This window comes from Reichenbachiella sp. (genome assembly GCF_033344935.1).
Lineage (GTDB): Bacteria > Bacteroidota > Bacteroidia > Cytophagales > Cyclobacteriaceae > Reichenbachiella.
The window spans coordinates 1,807,530-1,824,317 of the sequence record NZ_JAWPMM010000001.1 but is presented as its reverse complement, the minus strand read 5'-3'; the positions used below and the strand labels follow the sequence as shown (position 1 = coordinate 1,824,317).

Annotated in this window: 14 protein-coding genes; 9 read left to right on the top strand and 5 right to left on the bottom strand. The window is 41.4% G+C overall.

Annotated elements, in window-relative coordinates:
• The first annotated feature begins 26 nt into the window (after positions 1 to 26).
• The 6 genes from R8N23_RS07915 to msrA all read left to right on the top strand — a co-directional run bounded on the left by R8N23_RS07915 (position 27) and on the right by msrA (position 6,115).
• Entirely contained in the window at positions 27 to 2,180 is a 2,154-nt protein-coding gene (locus R8N23_RS07915; RefSeq protein ID WP_318171044.1) for a TonB-dependent receptor, read from the top strand.
• Between the two features lie 63 nt (positions 2,181 to 2,243).
• Complete coding sequence (locus tag R8N23_RS07910; RefSeq protein ID WP_318171043.1) at positions 2,244 to 2,666, top strand: DUF2141 domain-containing protein; 423 nt, start codon at positions 2,244 to 2,246, stop codon at positions 2,664 to 2,666.
• A 68-nt stretch (positions 2,667 to 2,734) separates the two neighbouring features.
• Entirely contained in the window at positions 2,735 to 3,403 is a 669-nt protein-coding gene (locus R8N23_RS07905) for a hypothetical protein (protein WP_318171042.1), read from the top strand.
• Positions 3,404 to 3,465: 62 nt separating this feature from the next.
• A complete protein-coding gene (locus R8N23_RS07900) occupies positions 3,466 to 4,536 on the top strand; it encodes a sensor histidine kinase (protein ID WP_318171041.1) in 1,071 nt (356 codons plus the stop codon).
• Positions 4,533 to 5,288 (top strand): LytTR family DNA-binding domain-containing protein, encoded by a 756-nt coding sequence (locus tag R8N23_RS07895; RefSeq protein ID WP_318171040.1) that lies wholly within the window; start codon positions 4,533 to 4,535, stop codon positions 5,286 to 5,288. Before R8N23_RS07900 ends, R8N23_RS07895 begins: the two co-directional genes overlap by 4 nt.
• 296 nt (positions 5,289 to 5,584) lie before the next feature.
• Positions 5,585 to 6,115: a peptide-methionine (S)-S-oxide reductase MsrA gene (gene msrA / locus R8N23_RS07890; RefSeq protein ID WP_318171039.1), complete on the top strand. Its 531-nt coding sequence runs from the start codon at positions 5,585 to 5,587 to the stop codon at positions 6,113 to 6,115.
• Between the two features lie 65 nt (positions 6,116 to 6,180).
• Here msrA and R8N23_RS07885 read toward each other — a convergent pair whose 3' ends face one another.
• A complete protein-coding gene (locus R8N23_RS07885; protein WP_318171038.1) occupies positions 6,181 to 6,693 on the bottom strand; it encodes a hypothetical protein in 513 nt (170 codons plus the stop codon).
• Positions 6,694 to 6,811: 118 nt separating this feature from the next.
• On the opposite strand from R8N23_RS07885, the gene R8N23_RS07880 reads away from it, so the two are divergent.
• Positions 6,812 to 7,885, top strand: a complete 1,074-nt coding sequence (locus R8N23_RS07880; RefSeq protein ID WP_318171037.1) for a helix-turn-helix domain-containing protein — start codon at positions 6,812 to 6,814, stop codon at positions 7,883 to 7,885.
• Positions 7,886 to 7,897: 12 nt separating this feature from the next.
• On the opposite strand, the gene R8N23_RS07875 is transcribed toward R8N23_RS07880, so the two are convergent.
• Positions 7,898 to 10,339: an ABC transporter permease gene (locus R8N23_RS07875; protein ID WP_318171036.1), complete on the bottom strand. Its 2,442-nt coding sequence runs from the start codon at positions 10,337 to 10,339 to the stop codon at positions 7,898 to 7,900.
• Between the two features lie 261 nt (positions 10,340 to 10,600).
• On the opposite strand from R8N23_RS07875, the gene R8N23_RS07870 reads away from it, so the two are divergent.
• Positions 10,601 to 12,397 (top strand): acyl-CoA dehydrogenase family protein, encoded by a 1,797-nt coding sequence (locus R8N23_RS07870; protein ID WP_318171035.1) that lies wholly within the window; start codon positions 10,601 to 10,603, stop codon positions 12,395 to 12,397.
• Positions 12,398 to 12,601: 204 nt separating this feature from the next.
• Here R8N23_RS07870 and R8N23_RS07865 read toward each other — a convergent pair whose 3' ends face one another.
• The 3 genes from R8N23_RS07865 to R8N23_RS07855 form a co-directional block, all read right to left on the bottom strand.
• On the bottom strand, positions 12,602 to 12,979 hold the full coding sequence (locus R8N23_RS07865; protein WP_318171034.1) for an endonuclease domain-containing protein: 378 nt from the start codon (positions 12,977 to 12,979) through the stop codon (positions 12,602 to 12,604).
• An 88-nt stretch (positions 12,980 to 13,067) separates the two neighbouring features.
• Positions 13,068 to 13,691, bottom strand: coding sequence for a copper homeostasis protein CutC (locus tag R8N23_RS07860; protein WP_318171033.1), 624 nt, complete (start codon positions 13,689 to 13,691; stop codon positions 13,068 to 13,070).
• A 6-nt stretch (positions 13,692 to 13,697) separates the two neighbouring features.
• A complete protein-coding gene (locus R8N23_RS07855) occupies positions 13,698 to 14,282 on the bottom strand; it encodes a YdeI/OmpD-associated family protein (protein ID WP_318171032.1) in 585 nt (194 codons plus the stop codon).
• A 140-nt stretch (positions 14,283 to 14,422) separates the two neighbouring features.
• On the opposite strand from R8N23_RS07855, the gene bglX reads away from it, so the two are divergent.
• A complete protein-coding gene (bglX, locus tag R8N23_RS07850) occupies positions 14,423 to 16,723 on the top strand; it encodes a beta-glucosidase BglX (protein ID WP_318171031.1) in 2,301 nt (766 codons plus the stop codon).
• Positions 16,724 to 16,788 lie beyond the last annotated feature (65 nt).

Sequence of the window (16,788 nt, the reverse complement as noted above, 5' to 3'; positions counted from 1 at the left end):
TGAACCATCAAAAAATTAAAACTCAGATGACCAAATCAATTTTAACACTACTCTTAATAGGCGCTTCGCTACTCACCGAAGCCACTACGATCAAAGGACGAATCACAGACCCTACAGGTGAAGGTCTCCCAGGTGTCAATGTCTTCATCAAAGACACTTACGATGGAGCCACTACAGATATGAATGGCAACTATTCCTTTGACACTTACGAATCAGGGGAACAAATTTTAGTAGCCAGTTTCATTGGATACAAAAAGCATGAAGAGGCCATAAACCTTGCAAATACCATTACCCTCAACATTGAGCTGAAAGAAGAAGTCAACCGACTATCTGGTGTAACTATTACTGCAGGTAGCTTCGAAGCCAGCGACGAGAAAAAAGCCGTAGTACTCAAGCCGCTGGACATCGCCATGACCGCTGGTGCTTTGGCAGACATCCCTGGTGCTTTGAGTAAGCTCCCTGGTACATCTACTAATGGTGAATCAGGAAGGCTATTTGTAAGAGGCGGTACCGCAGCGGAAACTCAAGCTTTTATAGACGGTATTCTTGTACATAGCTTTTACACGCCTACACCGAATAACGTACCTTCAAGAAGTCGATTTTCTCCCTTTCTATTCAAAGGAACATTCTTTAGTACCGGAGGCTATTCGGCTGAATATGGGCAAGCGCTGTCTTCTGTGCTTTCGCTCAACTCCAATGACATCGCAGACGAAACCAGAACAGACCTGTCCTTTATGACGGTCGGTGTAGATGCTTCACACACCCAAAAGTGGGAAAATGGTTCGGCCTTTGGCCAGGTGAATTACACCAATCTAGATCCTTACATGAATCTGGTGGATCAGGCTTATGACTGGGAAGACGGCTACACTTCGCAAAGCGGCACCTTTATGCTTCGCCAGAAGCTAAGTAAAAATGATATGCTGAAGGTTTATGCCAATTACGATCACAGTGCTTTCGTGATTAACCAAGAAAGCCTGAACCAAGCTGGATACGACCATACGGACATGGGCAATAATAATTTTTACTTAAACACCAGTTACAAAAGAGCGATTGGTGAGAACAGCACGGCCTATTTGGGTACTTCGTACGGAAGAACATATACCGATGTAATCTTTAACGAAGCCCATGTAAAAGACACCCAAAACAGTGTGCACACCAAAGGCTATTTCACCTCAGACATCAACAGTCTATCTGTCAAAGTGGGAGGCGAAATTATGAGCACCAAACACGAAGAAAAAACAGTGATTGAAAATGGCGGCATCTTCGCTCCAGACTACACCAATCATCTCTCAGCAGGATTCGCAGAAGCAGATTACTACCTAACGAATAGTCTGACTGTTAGAGCAGGATTGCGCTACTCACACTATTCGATTTTCAATGAAAGTGCTCTTTCCCCAAGGCTTTCTATGGCGTTGAAAACTGGAGAAAATGCTCAATTGTCATGGGCCTATGGAAAGTTCCACCAGATGCCAACTAGAGACCTCTTGCTTCGCTCACAACAAATGAGTTTCGAGCGTGCAGACCACTACATGCTCAGCTATCAGACCATCAACAATGGTCGAACATTCCGATCAGAAATTTATTATAAAAACTATGACGACCTGGTAAAATTCGATGGCAATGATCCCTTCAATCCTACCTTGTTCAACAACAACGGTGGTGGCTACGCCAGAGGTATTGACCTGTTCTGGAGGGACAGCAAAACGTTCAAAAATGTAGACTATTGGGTGTCTTATTCTTATATCGATACCGAAAGAGATTTTAGAGACTTCCCTTACCAGGCTCAACCAACTTTTGCAGCTGGGCACAATTTCGCACTAGTCTACAAACACTGGCTCCCAGACCTGAGAACGCAAGTAGGTGCATCATTCACTTACAACAACGGTCGACCTTACAATGATCCTAACATAGATGATTTCAACGGAAGTAAGACCAAACATTTCTCGGACCTGAGCTTCAATTTTGCCTACTTGTTTAAACCCAACTTCATCATTTATGCCTCTGCAACTAATCTCTTAGGTCGAGATAATGTTTTCGGCTATGATTATGCAGACAACCCTAATGCTAATGGAATCTATGAATCCAGAGCTATAGGACAGCCGGCCAAAAGATTTTACTTCCTCGGGGTTTTCATTACCCTGACTAAAGACAAGAACAAAAACAACCTTGAAAACCTTTAACCGGCATGGCCGGAGCATTTTAAAAAAGTATTAAAGAACATTTTAACAATAAATCAAATACTCATGAAAAAGTCAATTTTAACTGTATTGGGAATTGTGGCAGCCACACTTTCCATACTCGCAGCAGATGGTCAAAACGAATTGACCGTAGTCATCAAAAACATGAAAAGTACAGATGGTGTGCTGGAAGTCACACTCTTCGACTCAGAAGGCAACTGGCTAAAAGAGGGTCAAAAACAAAAAGTAACCATAGACAATACGTCGGCTGTATCAGTCATTTTCAAAGATTTACCTCAAGGCACGTATGGTGTTGCCGTCATTCATGATGCCAATGAAAACGGTGAATTGGACGCAGGTGCCTTCGGAATTCCGATTGAAGCTTATGGTTTCTCCAATGACGCTCGCGGCATATTCGGCCCTGCCTATTTTGACGAAAGTCAATTTGAACTAAATGCCAACAAACAAATCGAAATCAACATCAAATAAACATGTCATGCTGAGGTACTCGAAGTATGTCATATACCAATTGATATCACATTTTAAAAATCAAAACTATGAAATCTCCATATATCCTCCTCGCTTTTATCATAGCCGCTACTTTGGCCAATGCACAGGACAAAAAGTATCTGAAAACCATGGAGTCTAGTATTCCTGCAATTTTTCAGGCAGAAAACACCGATGCACTTGATGCTACCGCCAACAAATTTGATCGAATCGGTCAGGCCGAATCAGACCAATGGGAACCCTATTATTATTCGTCCTTATCCTACGTTTTCAAAGCATTTAAAATTGATGATTTGCAAGCCAAAGACCAAGTGCTGGACCAAGCGTTAGTAGCACTGGGCAAGGCCGCTACCCTATCGGAAAACAATTCAGAAATCATTGCTTTACAAGGATTTATCAATATGATCAAGATTGGCGTAGATCCAGGAACAAGAGGGCAGACTTTGTCACCAAAAATCATGGCCGATTTTAGCAAGGCACTAAAACTAGATCCTAATAACCCTCGTGCGAACCTATTTATGGGGCAAATGCTATTTGGAACCGCTCAGTTTTTTGGTACTGGTGTAGGAGATGCCTGTGCGTTGGTAGACAAATCATTAGCCCTATTTGAGTCTGAAAAGCCTGAGTCAACCATTGCGCCAAGTTGGGGACTATATAGTGCCAACCAGTACAAGCAACAATGCGAATCTGCGCTTACCAAAGCAGAAAGTCAGGAATAGCACATAGGGATCGTTTGTGATTACAAACGATCCCTTTATTTTGCAGCATACAAACCGAAAACATGAGCAGTCCAGAAGTTTGCGTTAGCACAAAAAAAAGTCCTTGGGGAATCATTAAGCAATGGATTATTATTCCAGGTATTGGAGGAATGACCTTTGCCATCATTGAGCATCTAGCAAGTGACGAAATGCACGGCCAAACATTTCTTCAGAGTCTTCTTGTTTCTAGTACATTCTGGAGTGTATTAGCCAACGGAAATGGAATTATCGTTGATTGGCTGGATAAGAGGTGGACCTGGCTTGAATCTCCCGTTCGTCGGGTGATTATAGGTGTTTCGGCTTTATTGATCTATACTGTTATCGCCTCCCTTTTTATATTATATGCCTACATCGAATGGGTATTGGACTACTCGTTCTATAAGGTAATAGAATCACAGGGTGTGATGGCTATGCTGTCTCTTCCTATTGGAATTACTGTTTTTATAGCGCTATTTCAGCATGGACAAGGCTTTTTACTCGAATGGCGCCAAGCGGCCATCGATGTAGAACGACTGAAGAATGAAAACCTCAAATCAAAATTTGAAACACTCAAAACTCAGGTCAATCCACACTTCTTGTTCAATAGTTTAAATGCATTAACATCCTTAGTTTATGCAGATCAGAGCAAAGCGGTAGAATTCATACAAAAACTATCTCAGGTCTATCGCTACGTGCTGGATCATCAGAATGACGAAGTCGTGCCACTACAAACCGAAGTGGATTTTTTGAAATCATTTGTCTACTTGAACACGATTCGATTCGGAGATAATTTTGAGGTTACATATGTCAATATGGATGATTTTAAATCGAGTGAAACCATCCCACCGGTCACACTTCAAATGCTTATTGAGAATTGTATCAAGCACAATGAGATTTCAAAAAAGAACCAGCTAAAGATTTCCGTTGAAAGAAAAAACGGAGAAGTCGTGGTGACCAATAACATCAATCCGATTACATCAGCCAAACAAGACTCCAGCGGTTTAGGCTTGAGCAATATCATTTCTCGATACGAGATGCTCTCGGATAAAAAAGTAGAAGTCCGTGAGTCCACTAATACTTTTGAAGTAGTAATCCCCATTCTTTCCTTGTCATGAAAGTACTCATCGTAGAAGACGAAGGCATTGCCGCAGATCGATTAATCCAGTTACTGGAACAATTGGACGCGTCCATAGAGGTTGTCGAGCATTTAGATTCTGTAAAATCAGTAGTGGAGTGGTTCGAATCTCATGCTACTCCTGACTTAGCTTTTTTCGATATTCAACTGGCTGATGGATTAAGCTTTGAAGTTTTCGAACAAGTAGAAGTAAGGTGCCCGATTATCTTCACAACTGCCTACGACCAATACGCCATCGAAGCCTTTAAGGTTAACAGTATCGACTATTTGCTCAAACCGATGGTTGAAGCCGACCTACAGCGAGCGTTGGACAAGTTCCAAAAGCAAAAGCAGCCAGCTCAAAACGTAGATGTATCTACCTTAATGAAGCTGATGCAGCAGCAAACCAAATCCTACAAAGAGAGATTTGTAATCAAAGTAGGCGAACACCTGAAGTCAGTACTCACTGAAGACGTAGAAATCTTTCTAAGCGAAAACAAAGCTACCTATCTCCTCTCAAAGGACAATAAGCGGTTTATCATTGATTTTACCTTAGATCAGATTCAAGAAGCCATAGATCCCAAGTCCTTTTTTCGCATTAACCGAAAATACCTCATCCACATCGACGGCATCAAAGACATCATCACCTACTCCAACAGCCGACTGAAACTAGAACTACACCACTTCAATGCAGACGATTTGATCGTCTCTCGTGAGAAAGTAGCACAGTTCAAAGAGTGGTTGGATCGCTAATCGTCATTGCGAGGCATGCGATTCGATGCCAATCGAATGCACAACGAAGCAATCTCATTATTTTAATTTCCAAGCGAAACAAAGGCAGTAGAAGCCGCAAGGGATTGCCACGTCGTCTATTTTGCTAACTGCAAAATATTCTTCTCGCAATGACGAGTTTCAAAGAGACTCCGAACCATTTCCCTTCTAGTCCAGTTAATTTTTCTGTGACGGCAACAAACACGTTGACTATACGTATTCAACTTTTCGTTTTATTATTCATATTTGCTCAAACGCTTTCAGCACAAACAAAAAAGATGGAAATAGCAACATTCGGCAATGGTTGCTTCTGGTGTACAGAGGCTATTTTTCAAGAACTCAAGGGAGTATCCAAAGCCGTATCCGGCTACATGGGTGGAGAGACCAAAGACCCTACCTACAAGGAAGTTTGTTCGGGTAGTACTGGCCATGCCGAGGTGCTACAAATCACCTACGATCCATCTGTGATTACTTTCGATGAATTACTCGAAGTATTCTGGAAGACACACGACCCTACCACGCTCAACCGACAAGGTAATGATGTGGGAACCCAGTATCGCTCAGCGGTATTCTATCACAACGAAGAACAAAAGAAGCTAGCCACCGAATACAAAACCAAACTTGATGCTTCCAGTTCCTGGAGCGATCCGATTGTGACCGAAATCACAGAGGCAAGCACTTTTTACCCTGCCGAGGACTACCATCAGGAATACTTTAACCTCAACGGATCACAGCCCTACTGCAACTTCGTGATCCGTCCAAAAGTGGAGAAGTTTAAAAAGGTGTTTAAGGATAAGATGAAGGATTAAAAAAAGTCCTTCGCGCACTCTTAGAAACCCATAAGGTTTTGAATGCCTTATAGGTTTGATTCGAACTACTCCTGTGTAATGGCAAAGGGATGCAACTCTACAGGATAACCATCCGATGACAATCTACCGCCATCATCGCCAAAGACTCCATGGTACAAGATATTGACGCCTGAAACATCGTCTACATAGAAAGTTTGCTTGAAGTCGCTGGATTTGTTATCACTACTAGATATTTGTGTGCCTTTCACCTTATTTGCAAGTACGGTGTTTCCGTTCAGTTTAGCCTCAATGGTTTCTAAAGTTTGGAAAGTGATGGTCACCTTTTCTGTGGCATCGGGATTTTCACAGGTCTCTCCAGTATATTGATGAATTGTAATGACAAGGTCCCCTCCATCAAAGTCAAAAGACTCATTGAGCCTAAAATCAGTAAAGTCAATACAGTTCGAGTGCCATATGCCGTCCATAGCAATTTCATTCCCACTGCTAGTCAATATTGTGGATTTTATTGATTCGTCTTCACTACAGCCCCACAATAGAAAAAATAAACAAATGATTGATAACATTTTATTGTAATACATTTTATTGAATTTTTGATAATGCCCAAATCAACGGCGAAACCATAAAATCAATCATCTGTTTTGTTATTCAGTTGTTCGGATACATGCATTCGAATAAAATAATTGGTAAAATTGACCTATGATTCTCATTCATGACGTGTCCATCCTGCTCAACGCCATCTTCTTTGGCCTCAGCCTTTTCTTGGCCGTCCTACTCTGGAACCAGCGAACTTCTTATCGCCTATCTAACAGAATGTTATCCGTGCTTTTGGTAGCCATGGCTATCACCACATTCAACACCATCGTTCGACTATCCTACTATATGGATGCCATGGATTTTTATCAGCACATTTCTAATGTGGCCCTGCTCGTCATGGGACCCTCGATATATTTCTTTGTTAAAATCAGGATTTCTGATCCTAATGATTGGAAATGGGCCATACACTTTGTGCCATTCTTTATTTATGCCTTACTGCTCACCATGCATGCTATAATGTCATTTCAACATGCGATAGAGGTGATTAACAATTTGGCATTTCTCACCTTTGTTATTCAATGGGTCATTTATATCATCCTGACTTTCTATTTGGTCAACACATATCAGAATCAAACCAAGCAAACCTATTCCAACCTGGAGAAACGCGACTTAGGCTGGATTAAAGTTATTCTTAGTTTACTTCTTGCTACACTTATTATGCGATTGGTTCTTTTAGCCTATTCTATAGTTGCAGAGCAAATACTTGATGTGGTTGGTCTAAATTTGACATTAATCTTTGCAATGATTACCTGCTATTTGGGTTATAAAATTTTCAAAAACCCAGCACTTTTCGTTAAACTTACGAGTTACAGCCAGTCAAAATTATCTACAAAAGACTTACAATTTTACATAGAGAAAATTGAATCTGTGATGACCGATCAAGCGCTATTCGCCAATCCTAAATTGACCATTACTGAATTAGCCGATCAAGCCGACTTGCACAGTCGTGTGGTTTCGCAAACGCTCAATCAAGAAGCTAATCAAAACTTCTTTGATTATGTAAATGGCTATAGAGTAAAAGACTTGATCGAAAGGTTAAAAAGCCCAAACGCAAACAACTACACCCTTCAAGCCTTGATGGAAGAATCAGGCTTTCAGTCGCCCTCAGTGGCCTATTCAGCATTCAAAAAAGTTACAGGCACTACTCCAGCCAAGTTTAGAAAAACAAACCTATAAAGTTTAGCCCTACTACTCCTGCCTTAATGACTTCACTGGATTGGCCGTAGCTGTGCGGATCGACTGGAAGCTTATCGTGACCAGTACCAAAGCGATTGTAACCAAGCTGGCCACACCAAAATTCCAATACGAAATATCGACCCGATAGGCAAACTCATCTAGCCAAGCATTGGCCAGATAATAAGCCATTGGAATGGCAATCAGCATGGCACCAAAAGCTAACAACACAAATCGCTGCGACAGTAACAAAACCAATCCTGAAACTGACGCCCCCAGCACTTTTCGAATGCCTACTTCTTTCATTTTTTGACTCGCCAAAAACATGATCATTCCATAAGATCCCAAACAAGAAATCAGAATCGCCAATATTGAGAAATTGCCAATGAGCTTACCCAACTGTTCTTGCTCACCGAAGCTCTGTGCCAGCTGTTCGTCAAGAAACTGAGCAGCAAAAGTTTCTGTGGGGAAGTGCTTATTCCAGACTCCCTCAATAGCGCTTAGTGTCTGAGGTATATTTTGATTGTTGATCTTGAAAGAGAAATGTGTAAACGCCGGCACTCTGATATCTATCAACATAGGCCCTAGCGCCTGCGACAACGACATAAAATTAAAATCCTTTGCCACACCGATCACCTTCCCAATTTTCCCTTCCATATTGATCGATTTGCCCAACGCCTCTTCAGGTGAACCAAAATTATAAGTATGCACCGCCGTTTGGTTAATAATAAAGGCTGCTTGAGGATCAGTTTCAAATTCCTTTGAAAAATCTCTTCCCGAAACAATCTCAATTCCGTAGGTGCTGATAAAATCAAAATCCACAGATAGTACTGGCGCGAGCATGTTATCCTCTGCGGTAAATCCATCAGGTATAACATTTCGATGAGCTACCCCTTGCCCTGGAATTCCAGCAGATAAAGTACTGGCCAAAACCCCTGGAATACTCATCAACTCGGTTTCAAAAGCATCCATCGCTTTACGCTTATCTTCACTGACCGCACCAAATACATTATTGAAATTATCACTCATCACTGGAGCGGTTATCATATGGTCTTTATTGAGACCAAGGGGTTTGTTCTGAAGGAAATTCAGCTGATCGTATACGATCAAGGTTCCAGATATTAAAAGAATAGAAATAGAAAATTGAATGACTATCAAACCTTTTCTGAATGAGAGACCACCTTTAGCACTATTCCCGCTTAACCCTTTGAGACTATATATGGGCGAAATTCTAGTAGCAAAAAAAGCAGGGTACAATCCAGCCAACAAACTAGTTACAAAAAACAACCCAATAAATCCAACTACTATTTCAGGCCTATACAGTGCAGCCAATTCCAACTCCTTGCCAGTTACTTCATTGAGCACTGGTAGTAAAAAAACGGATGATACATAAGCCACCACAGCAGCCACTCCAGCTGTCACAAATGATTCACCTAAAAATTGAGCGACTAAACTTCCCTTCCAGGCGCCCATCACTTTACGCATGCCGATTTCTTTGGTACGCTGCAGCGAACGAGCGGTCGACAAATTCACAAAATTGATACAGGCTATCAATAGGGTCAAAGCCCCAACCGCCATAAATACAAAAAGGAACACGCTACTTCCAGAAGGCTCTAGCTGCGCCCCTACTTCATCATTTAGATGAATATCCAACAAAGGTTGAATTTTGAAAGACTGCCCTTTCTGCATGTTTTCAGGAATCTTTTGAGATACAAAGTCAGTAAAGCGAGTATTGACAGCCTCTGGGTCTGCTCCTTCTTTGAGCAATACATAAGTGGGAGAATGAGACACCATCCAGTTGAGTTTGAAATTTTGGCGCAAGCCAGTGGCTAATGGTTCAGGCTCTAAGTCATACATGTTTTGGTATGGCACCAGCGCATTAAAATGAAAATGCGAATTCGTAGGATACTCGGCTACCACAGCAGACACTCGAAAAGGCTTGCCTTCCATTTTAATGACTTGCCCGATCGCAGATTGACTTCCAAAATATTTCTTTGCTAGTTCCTGCGTGATGATAGCAGTGAATGGCTCCTGTAGTGGCAATGTGGCATTACCCTCTAAAAATTGAAAATCAAAAATTTCTAATGTGGATGAGTCTGTGAAAAAGATATTCTCCTCTTCAAATTTTTTCATCTCACCGTTTAATCCATCCACCTGCACGCTGACCCCACGAGTAAACAATCTGGTTGTTTTTTCGACTTCGGGAAAGAACTCATTGAGGTGCTCTGCAAAAACCGGGGGAACTCTTCCAATATTGAACTCCTGAATAAAGTATTGTAATCGATAAATGCGATCCTTCTTGCTTTGAAACTTGTCATAACTCAATTCGTCATTGACAAAAACAAAAATGAGTAAACAACAAGTGAGTCCTCCCGCCAGACCAATGATATTGATAAGACTAAAAGCCTTGTGCTTGAATAAATTTCTAATGGCGATTTTGATGTAATTCCTGAGCATGACCGAGTTTTTAAGTTGAGTAGTTTCCGATTGTTAGTACTAGATAGACTAATCTTATTACAAATCAATGGGAGATTTTAGGAATGGGATTTTCTAGAGACGAACGGTGTGGTTTCGCCTATTTCCTACATTTTTTACTTAATCAAGAAAAAAGAAATTCAATTTGTTATGCATGCATACTAATTTTATATATATTTGGATTTGTTATGCATGCATAACAAAAGAAAAGTCATTAACTTTAAGTATTACTAAAGAAAAGATATGGAAACCACAGCAGAAAAAAGATCGATTCGAGGGGGAGAATTTCTCATCAAAGAATCACAAGCAGCAGACATCTTCATCAGAGAAGAGTTTTCTGAAGAGCAAAAGATGATGGCTCAGGCTACTCAGGATTTCATTGAAAAGGAAATCAACCCTAACATAGAAAAAATAGAGAAACAAGAAGAAGGATTGATGCCTTCGCTCATGGAAAAGGCTGGAGAGCTTGGACTATTGGGAGTGGCTGTACCAGAAGAGTATGGTGGGCTAGGCATGGATTTCAACACTTCTATGTTGATCGCAGATGAAATTGGAGCTACTGGCTCATTTTCAACCGCCTATGGCGCACATACAGGGATTGGTACTTTACCTATCCTATATTATGGCAACGAAGAGCAGAAAAAAGCTTATTTACCAAAATTAGCCAGCGGCGAATGGAAATCATGTTATTGTTTGACTGAGCCAGATGCTGGATCAGATGCCAACTCCGGAAAAACAAAGGCAGCTTTGAGCGCCGATGGTAAGCACTATTTGATCAATGGGCAGAAAATGTGGATTTCGAATGGTGGATTCGCCGATCTATTGATCGTATTTGCTAAGATTGATGATGACAAGAAATTAACTGCCTTTTTAGTAGAGAAGACTTATGGTGGCATCACCATGAACGACGAAGAAGTAAAGTTGGGCATCAAAGGCTCATCTACTCGGCAAATTTTCTTCAATGACTGTAAAGTACCTGTTGAAAACATGCTTTCTGAGAGAGAAAACGGTTTCAAGATTGCCGTAAACATTCTCAACATCGGAAGAATCAAATTAGGTGCTGGTGTAATCGGTGGATGTAAAGAGGTCATCAGTCAGTCTACCAACTATGCCAACGAAAGAAAGCAGTTCAACACCCCTATTTCCAGCTTCGGTGCGATCAAGCACAAATTGGCTGAAATGGCGATCAAAACTTGGGTCACTGAGTCTGCAGCCTACAGAGCTGGGCAGAACATCGATGACAAAATTGCAGACTTGATTGCAAGAGGTACAGATCCAGCTGAAGCTAAATTGAAGAGTTTCGAGCAGTTTTCTATTGAATGTGCGATCATCAAAATACACGGATCAGAAATGCTTGATTATATAGTTGATCAGGGTGTTCAAATCTATGGCGGTATGGGATTCTCTGAAGAGGCGCCAATGGCCAGAGCTTATAGAGATGCACGTATCACAAGAATTTATGAAGGCACCAATGAAATCAACAGGATGTTGATGGTCGGTATGATCATGAAGCGAGCAATGAAAGGAGAATTAAATATTATGGAGCCTGCCATGGCAGTTGCGAAAGAATTGGTTTCGGTGCCTTCTTTCGAAGTTCCAGATTTGTCGAAGCCTTTCGCCGTTGAAAAAGACGTTTTAGTGAAATTGAAAAAGGCCGTCTTGATGGTCGCTGGTAAAGCCGCTCAGACTTTCGGCCCTAAACTGGAAGAAGAGCAAGAGATCATGATGAATGCAGCGGATATGATGATTGAAATCTACGCAGCGGAGTCAGCACTTTTGAGAGCGGAGAAATTAGTAGGAATGAATGGAGAAGAAGGAGCCAAATTGCAGGTAAATGCAGCTAAAGTATACTTGTACGAAGCCGTTGATAAAATCAATAAGGCTGGAAAAGACGCCATCGCTTCATTCACTTCAGGAGACGAACAAAAGGTGATGTTGATGGGATTGAAAAGATTTACAAAAATGAATCCTGTAAACATCAAGGAACTAAGAAGAGAAATCGCTGATCATTTGATTAGCAAAAATCAATACGCTCTTTAATTAGACGTAACCCAAAATAGTTCAGTTCGTCATTGCGAACGCAGTGAAGCAATCTTATCACTGAGATTGCTGCGTTTCCTCGCGATGACTTCTTGAAATTGAAAAAAGAAACAATTGTTTGATTTAGTATCTAAAGGCCGTTCTAACGAGAGCGGCCTTTTTCTTTGATTAGAACTCCCCTCCTGGGAAGGATTTGGGGGTGGGTTAATTACCACTAGTATTCAATTCCTGCACTACATGATAAATTTCATTCAATACCCATTTGATATTGGTCCTAATATCTAAATCATCAAATCTTAAAAATCTAATTCCCAAAGATTCTAACCGCATTTGTCTATTCTTGTCCTTTTCAGGTTGATCATCGTGATAATGACTATCTCCGTCAACTTCTATGGCAAGTAGGAGGTCTTTACAATAAAAATCAACGATAAATCGATCTATAGGAATTTGTCGGCTAAAGCGAACACCAAGTTGTTTGTTTTTGATTTCTTGCCAAAATAGAACTTCGGCTAAGGTCATATTATTCCTTAATTTCCGCGCCAAAGGAACTAGTTTATTATCATATGGTATGATTTTCCGCATAAGCTAAAGATAACTATTTAGTTCAATCCATAACCCACCTCTAAATCTCCTCCCTAGAGGAGACTTGGTTCTGTTTCACAAAAAACTATTAATCCAATTCCCCCACAATCAGCTTCCCATGATAGGCATCTGCGCCTATCAGCTCAGCCAGCTCTAAAATATTCTTATCGGTGATTTTACCTGCGGCTATCATATCCAGTTTCTCATTTGCCGCCTTTATCATTTGCTTAATAACTAAAGCCCCTTCTTTAGCGGTAGGTTTACCACCGGAGGTAAGCACTGCTGTAATGCCAGGTATACTGACCAACTGCCTCACTCCTTCTACAGGATCATCCAACTCGTCAATGGCTTTGTGAAAAGTGACCTTCATGGGCTGTGCCAGTGCTGCCAGTTTCTGAGTGGAGACTATGTCAATCTTTTTTTGATGAGTGAGCAATCCCAGAACTATTTCCTGAACTCCCATACCTTTTAAAAATTCGATGGTCACAGCCATTACATCTATCTCTTCTTCGGTATAGACAAAATTTCCTCCTCTTGGCCTTACCATTACCTTTGTATGAATAGAAAGCTTGTTTAACACTTCTTCAACCAAAGCCATATCTGGAGTAATCCCATCCAAATCCAAGCGCCCGCAAAGCTCTATTTGAGAGGCTCCTCTTGTCTCAGCTGTTTTGGCTTCTTGTAAGTTTTCTACACACGCTTCTAAAACCATATTCTTTTAATACTTTTTATTCCATTTTAAAAGTGGAATGCGTTCGCCTTTGGCTGAACATTCAATCATGATTTTTAACCTTCTTTGTCGCGTTGCCTCTTGTTTAGCGCTAATGACCCACCAAACTGTTGGTTTCTTTATGGAAGGAGGCAATTCGTTGAAAAAAGCCCATGCCGGACCATTAGAACGAAGTTGGTCCTCGTATACTTTATCTAGCTTGATTTCCTTCTGCTCGAAAGAGGCCTTTCTTGCATTCTCTTTGTCTCTTTTCTCATAGATGGCAAGTCCTGCTGGAGCAACGAGATTTTCTGCGAGAAGAAACTTCATCTTTTTGAGATTGACTGCACTCCAATGACTTTTGGGCTTGCGTGGCGTAAAGCGAATTTTATAACTCTGGTCATCAATAGATTTTCTCAATCCATCTATCCAACCATAACAAAGCGCCTGATCCACTGACTCTGACCAGGTCATTGATGGCCTTCCAGATTTCACTTTATAAAACCCAATCCACTGCTCGGTAAGTTTTTGATGATGTGCTGCCAACCACTGGCCAAACTCATGAGCTGAAGAAAAGAAAATAGCATCCTCCATTTTGATTATCTAATTAAGCTTTTATCAAATGTATAAAAGGTGAATGATAAATCTGTCTTCCCCTATTGTGATATATCCCATTGTCCTCCTTCTTCACTTTATTCTTTATTTGTTCATCAAAATTTAAAAAATCGAACGGTATGAAAGTACAACTGGCCATAGCCATTGTGACTATAGCGCTTACGGCGTGTATGAAGAATAATTCAAGTAATACAAAGAGTACTGCAGCTCCTTTTGCCACTGAGGTAGATAGTCTTTTGTCATTGATGACTTTAGAAGAAAAAGCCGGACAACTCAACCTCTATGCAGGTAGCTGGGAATTCACCGGGCCTGTTCCGAAAGATGCAAACAATCAACAAAAATTAGAGAATATTAAAAGTGGCCGAGTGGGCGCCATGCTCAATGTAATTACCACTGAAGGTACCAGAGAGGCACAAAAGCTTGCTGTAGAAAATAGCAGATTAGGTATTCCTTTACTATTTGGGTACGATGTTATACATGGGTATAAAACCATGATGCCGATTCCTTTGGGTCAGGCCGCGAGTTGGGACGCAGAAGTGGCTAGATCAGGTGCGCAAGTGGCCGCCAAAGAAGCCTCAGCCTCAGGCATCAACTGGACGTTTGCCCCTATGATGGACATTGCACGAGATGCTCGTTGGGGTCGCATGATGGAAAGTCCAGGTGAAGACCCATACTTAGCCTCATACCTATCGAAAGCGTGGATTGAAGGGTTTCAGGGGAATAACCTCTCAGATGAAGCTACGATTGCAGCCTGTGCGAAGCACTTTGCGGCCTACGGCTTTGCAGAGGCTGGACGAGACTACAACACGGTAGACATTAGCATGCAAACCCTTTATAACATGGTGTTGCCACCATTTAAAGCAGCGAGTGAAGCTGGTGTGGCTTCATTCATGAATTCATTCAACGAAATAGGCGGAGTGCCAGCCAATGGCAGTGAGTTACTTCAGAGAGAATTGCTCAAAGGCGCGTGGAATTACCAAAATGGATTCGTGGTTTCTGATTGGGGTTCAATTGGCGAAATGATTACCCACGGGTTTGCAGCAGACACCTTAGAGGCGGGTTACAAAGCTCTGACCGCAGGTAGTGATATGGACATGGAAGCTCATGTATATGAAAACTCCATTGAGGAGTTGGTCTCTACAGGGAAGATTAGTGAAGAGATACTCAATGATGCCGTAAGAAGAGTCTTAACGATCAAGTTTCAATTAGGACTATTCGAAAATCCTTACCGATATAGCGATACCACAAGAGAAAAGGCTGATTTACTTACAGAGGAGAATTTGAAAGTAGCTAGAGAAGCTGCTCGAAAATCAATCGTTTTGCTAAAAAATGAAAACAACCTACTTCCCCTCAACAAAGAAGGCCAGTCTATTGCAGTTATTGGTTCGTTGGCGGCGGACAAGGATGTACCGTTGGGAAGCTGGAGAGCTCAGGCCAATGAAGGAAGTGCGGTATCGGTATTGGAAGGTATTCAAGGAGCGGTTTCCAACAAATCAGATGTCTCTTTCGCTCAAGGTTACACATTAACTACAGGAAGAAGAAAGTTCGTATATGAGCTCGAATTTGTAGAAGGAGACCAATCTGGGTTTGACGAAGCTATCCAATTGGCCAAGAAGGTGGATGTGGTAGTGTTGGCTCTAGGAGAAGACTGCTGGCAATCTGGTGAAGGCCGAAGCCAAACAGACATTGGTCTAAAAGGTGATCAAATGGACTTGATGTACGAAATACTCAAAGTCAATAAAAACATTGTGGTAACTCTTATGAATGGTCGTTCTCTAGCCATTCCTGAATTGGATGAGAACATACCAGCCATTCTCGAAGTTTGGCACCTAGGATCTGAAGCAGGAAACGCCATAGCAGACGTGCTATTCGGTGACTACAACCCTTCAGGTAAACTTCCTGTAAGTTTTCCTAGAAACGTTGGTCAGTGTCCTATTTACTACAATCACAAAAACGGTGGCCGTCCAGCCACCAACCCTCATGATGCTGGTATGGTATTCTGGTCTCATTATACAGATTCACCAAACACGCCATTGTATCCATTTGGTTATGGGTTAAGCTACACCACTTTTGAATACAGTGACCTATCACTTTCTTCTTCAGAAATGAATCAAGCAGGTGAAATCGTAGCATCGATAAAAGTGAAAAATACCGGAAAAGTAGGTGGACAGGAAACTGTACAACTCTACATCAGAGATTATGTGGGTAGTGTAACCCGACCTGTGAAAGAATTAAAAGGTTTTGAAAAAATTACGCTAAAACCTGGGGAAGAAAAAGTGGTCCAGTTTACAATCAATAACGAAACACTCTCCTACTATCGAGCGGATCTGTCTTTTGGCTCTGAGCCAGGCCAATTTGCTCTGATGATAGGTGGCAATTCCCAAAAAATATTAACGACTGATTTTAGATTAGTTGATTAATAGATTTTAGCAAAAATTAGTTTTGGGTAAGTGGAGAGGAGTCGAGAGGCTCCTCTTTTTTTGCA

What these genes read in the sequence shown, in the direction of transcription:
- R8N23_RS07860 (WP_318171033.1), bottom strand. Translation starts at nt 13,691, where the DNA reads ATGGTTTTAGAAGCGTGTGTAGAAAACTTACAAGAAGCCAAAACAGCT.
- R8N23_RS07895 (WP_318171040.1), top strand. Translation starts at nt 4,533, where the DNA reads ATGAAAGTACTCATCGTAGAAGACGAAGGCATTGCCGCAGATCGATTA.
- R8N23_RS07905 (WP_318171042.1), top strand. Translation starts at nt 2,735, where the DNA reads ATGAAATCTCCATATATCCTCCTCGCTTTTATCATAGCCGCTACTTTG.
- R8N23_RS07885 (WP_318171038.1), bottom strand. Translation starts at nt 6,693, where the DNA reads ATGTATTACAATAAAATGTTATCAATCATTTGTTTATTTTTTCTATTG.
- R8N23_RS07875 (WP_318171036.1), bottom strand. Translation starts at nt 10,339, where the DNA reads ATGCTCAGGAATTACATCAAAATCGCCATTAGAAATTTATTCAAGCAC.
- R8N23_RS07880 (WP_318171037.1), top strand. Translation starts at nt 6,812, where the DNA reads ATGATTCTCATTCATGACGTGTCCATCCTGCTCAACGCCATCTTCTTT.
- msrA (WP_318171039.1), top strand. Translation starts at nt 5,585, where the DNA reads ATGGAAATAGCAACATTCGGCAATGGTTGCTTCTGGTGTACAGAGGCT.
- R8N23_RS07910 (WP_318171043.1), top strand. Translation starts at nt 2,244, where the DNA reads ATGAAAAAGTCAATTTTAACTGTATTGGGAATTGTGGCAGCCACACTT.
- bglX (WP_318171031.1), top strand. Translation starts at nt 14,423, where the DNA reads ATGAAAGTACAACTGGCCATAGCCATTGTGACTATAGCGCTTACGGCG.
- R8N23_RS07865 (WP_318171034.1), bottom strand. Translation starts at nt 12,979, where the DNA reads ATGCGGAAAATCATACCATATGATAATAAACTAGTTCCTTTGGCGCGG.
- R8N23_RS07900 (WP_318171041.1), top strand. Translation starts at nt 3,466, where the DNA reads ATGAGCAGTCCAGAAGTTTGCGTTAGCACAAAAAAAAGTCCTTGGGGA.
- R8N23_RS07855 (WP_318171032.1), bottom strand. Translation starts at nt 14,282, where the DNA reads ATGGAGGATGCTATTTTCTTTTCTTCAGCTCATGAGTTTGGCCAGTGG.
- R8N23_RS07870 (WP_318171035.1), top strand. Translation starts at nt 10,601, where the DNA reads ATGGAAACCACAGCAGAAAAAAGATCGATTCGAGGGGGAGAATTTCTC.
- R8N23_RS07915 (WP_318171044.1), top strand. Translation starts at nt 27, where the DNA reads ATGACCAAATCAATTTTAACACTACTCTTAATAGGCGCTTCGCTACTC.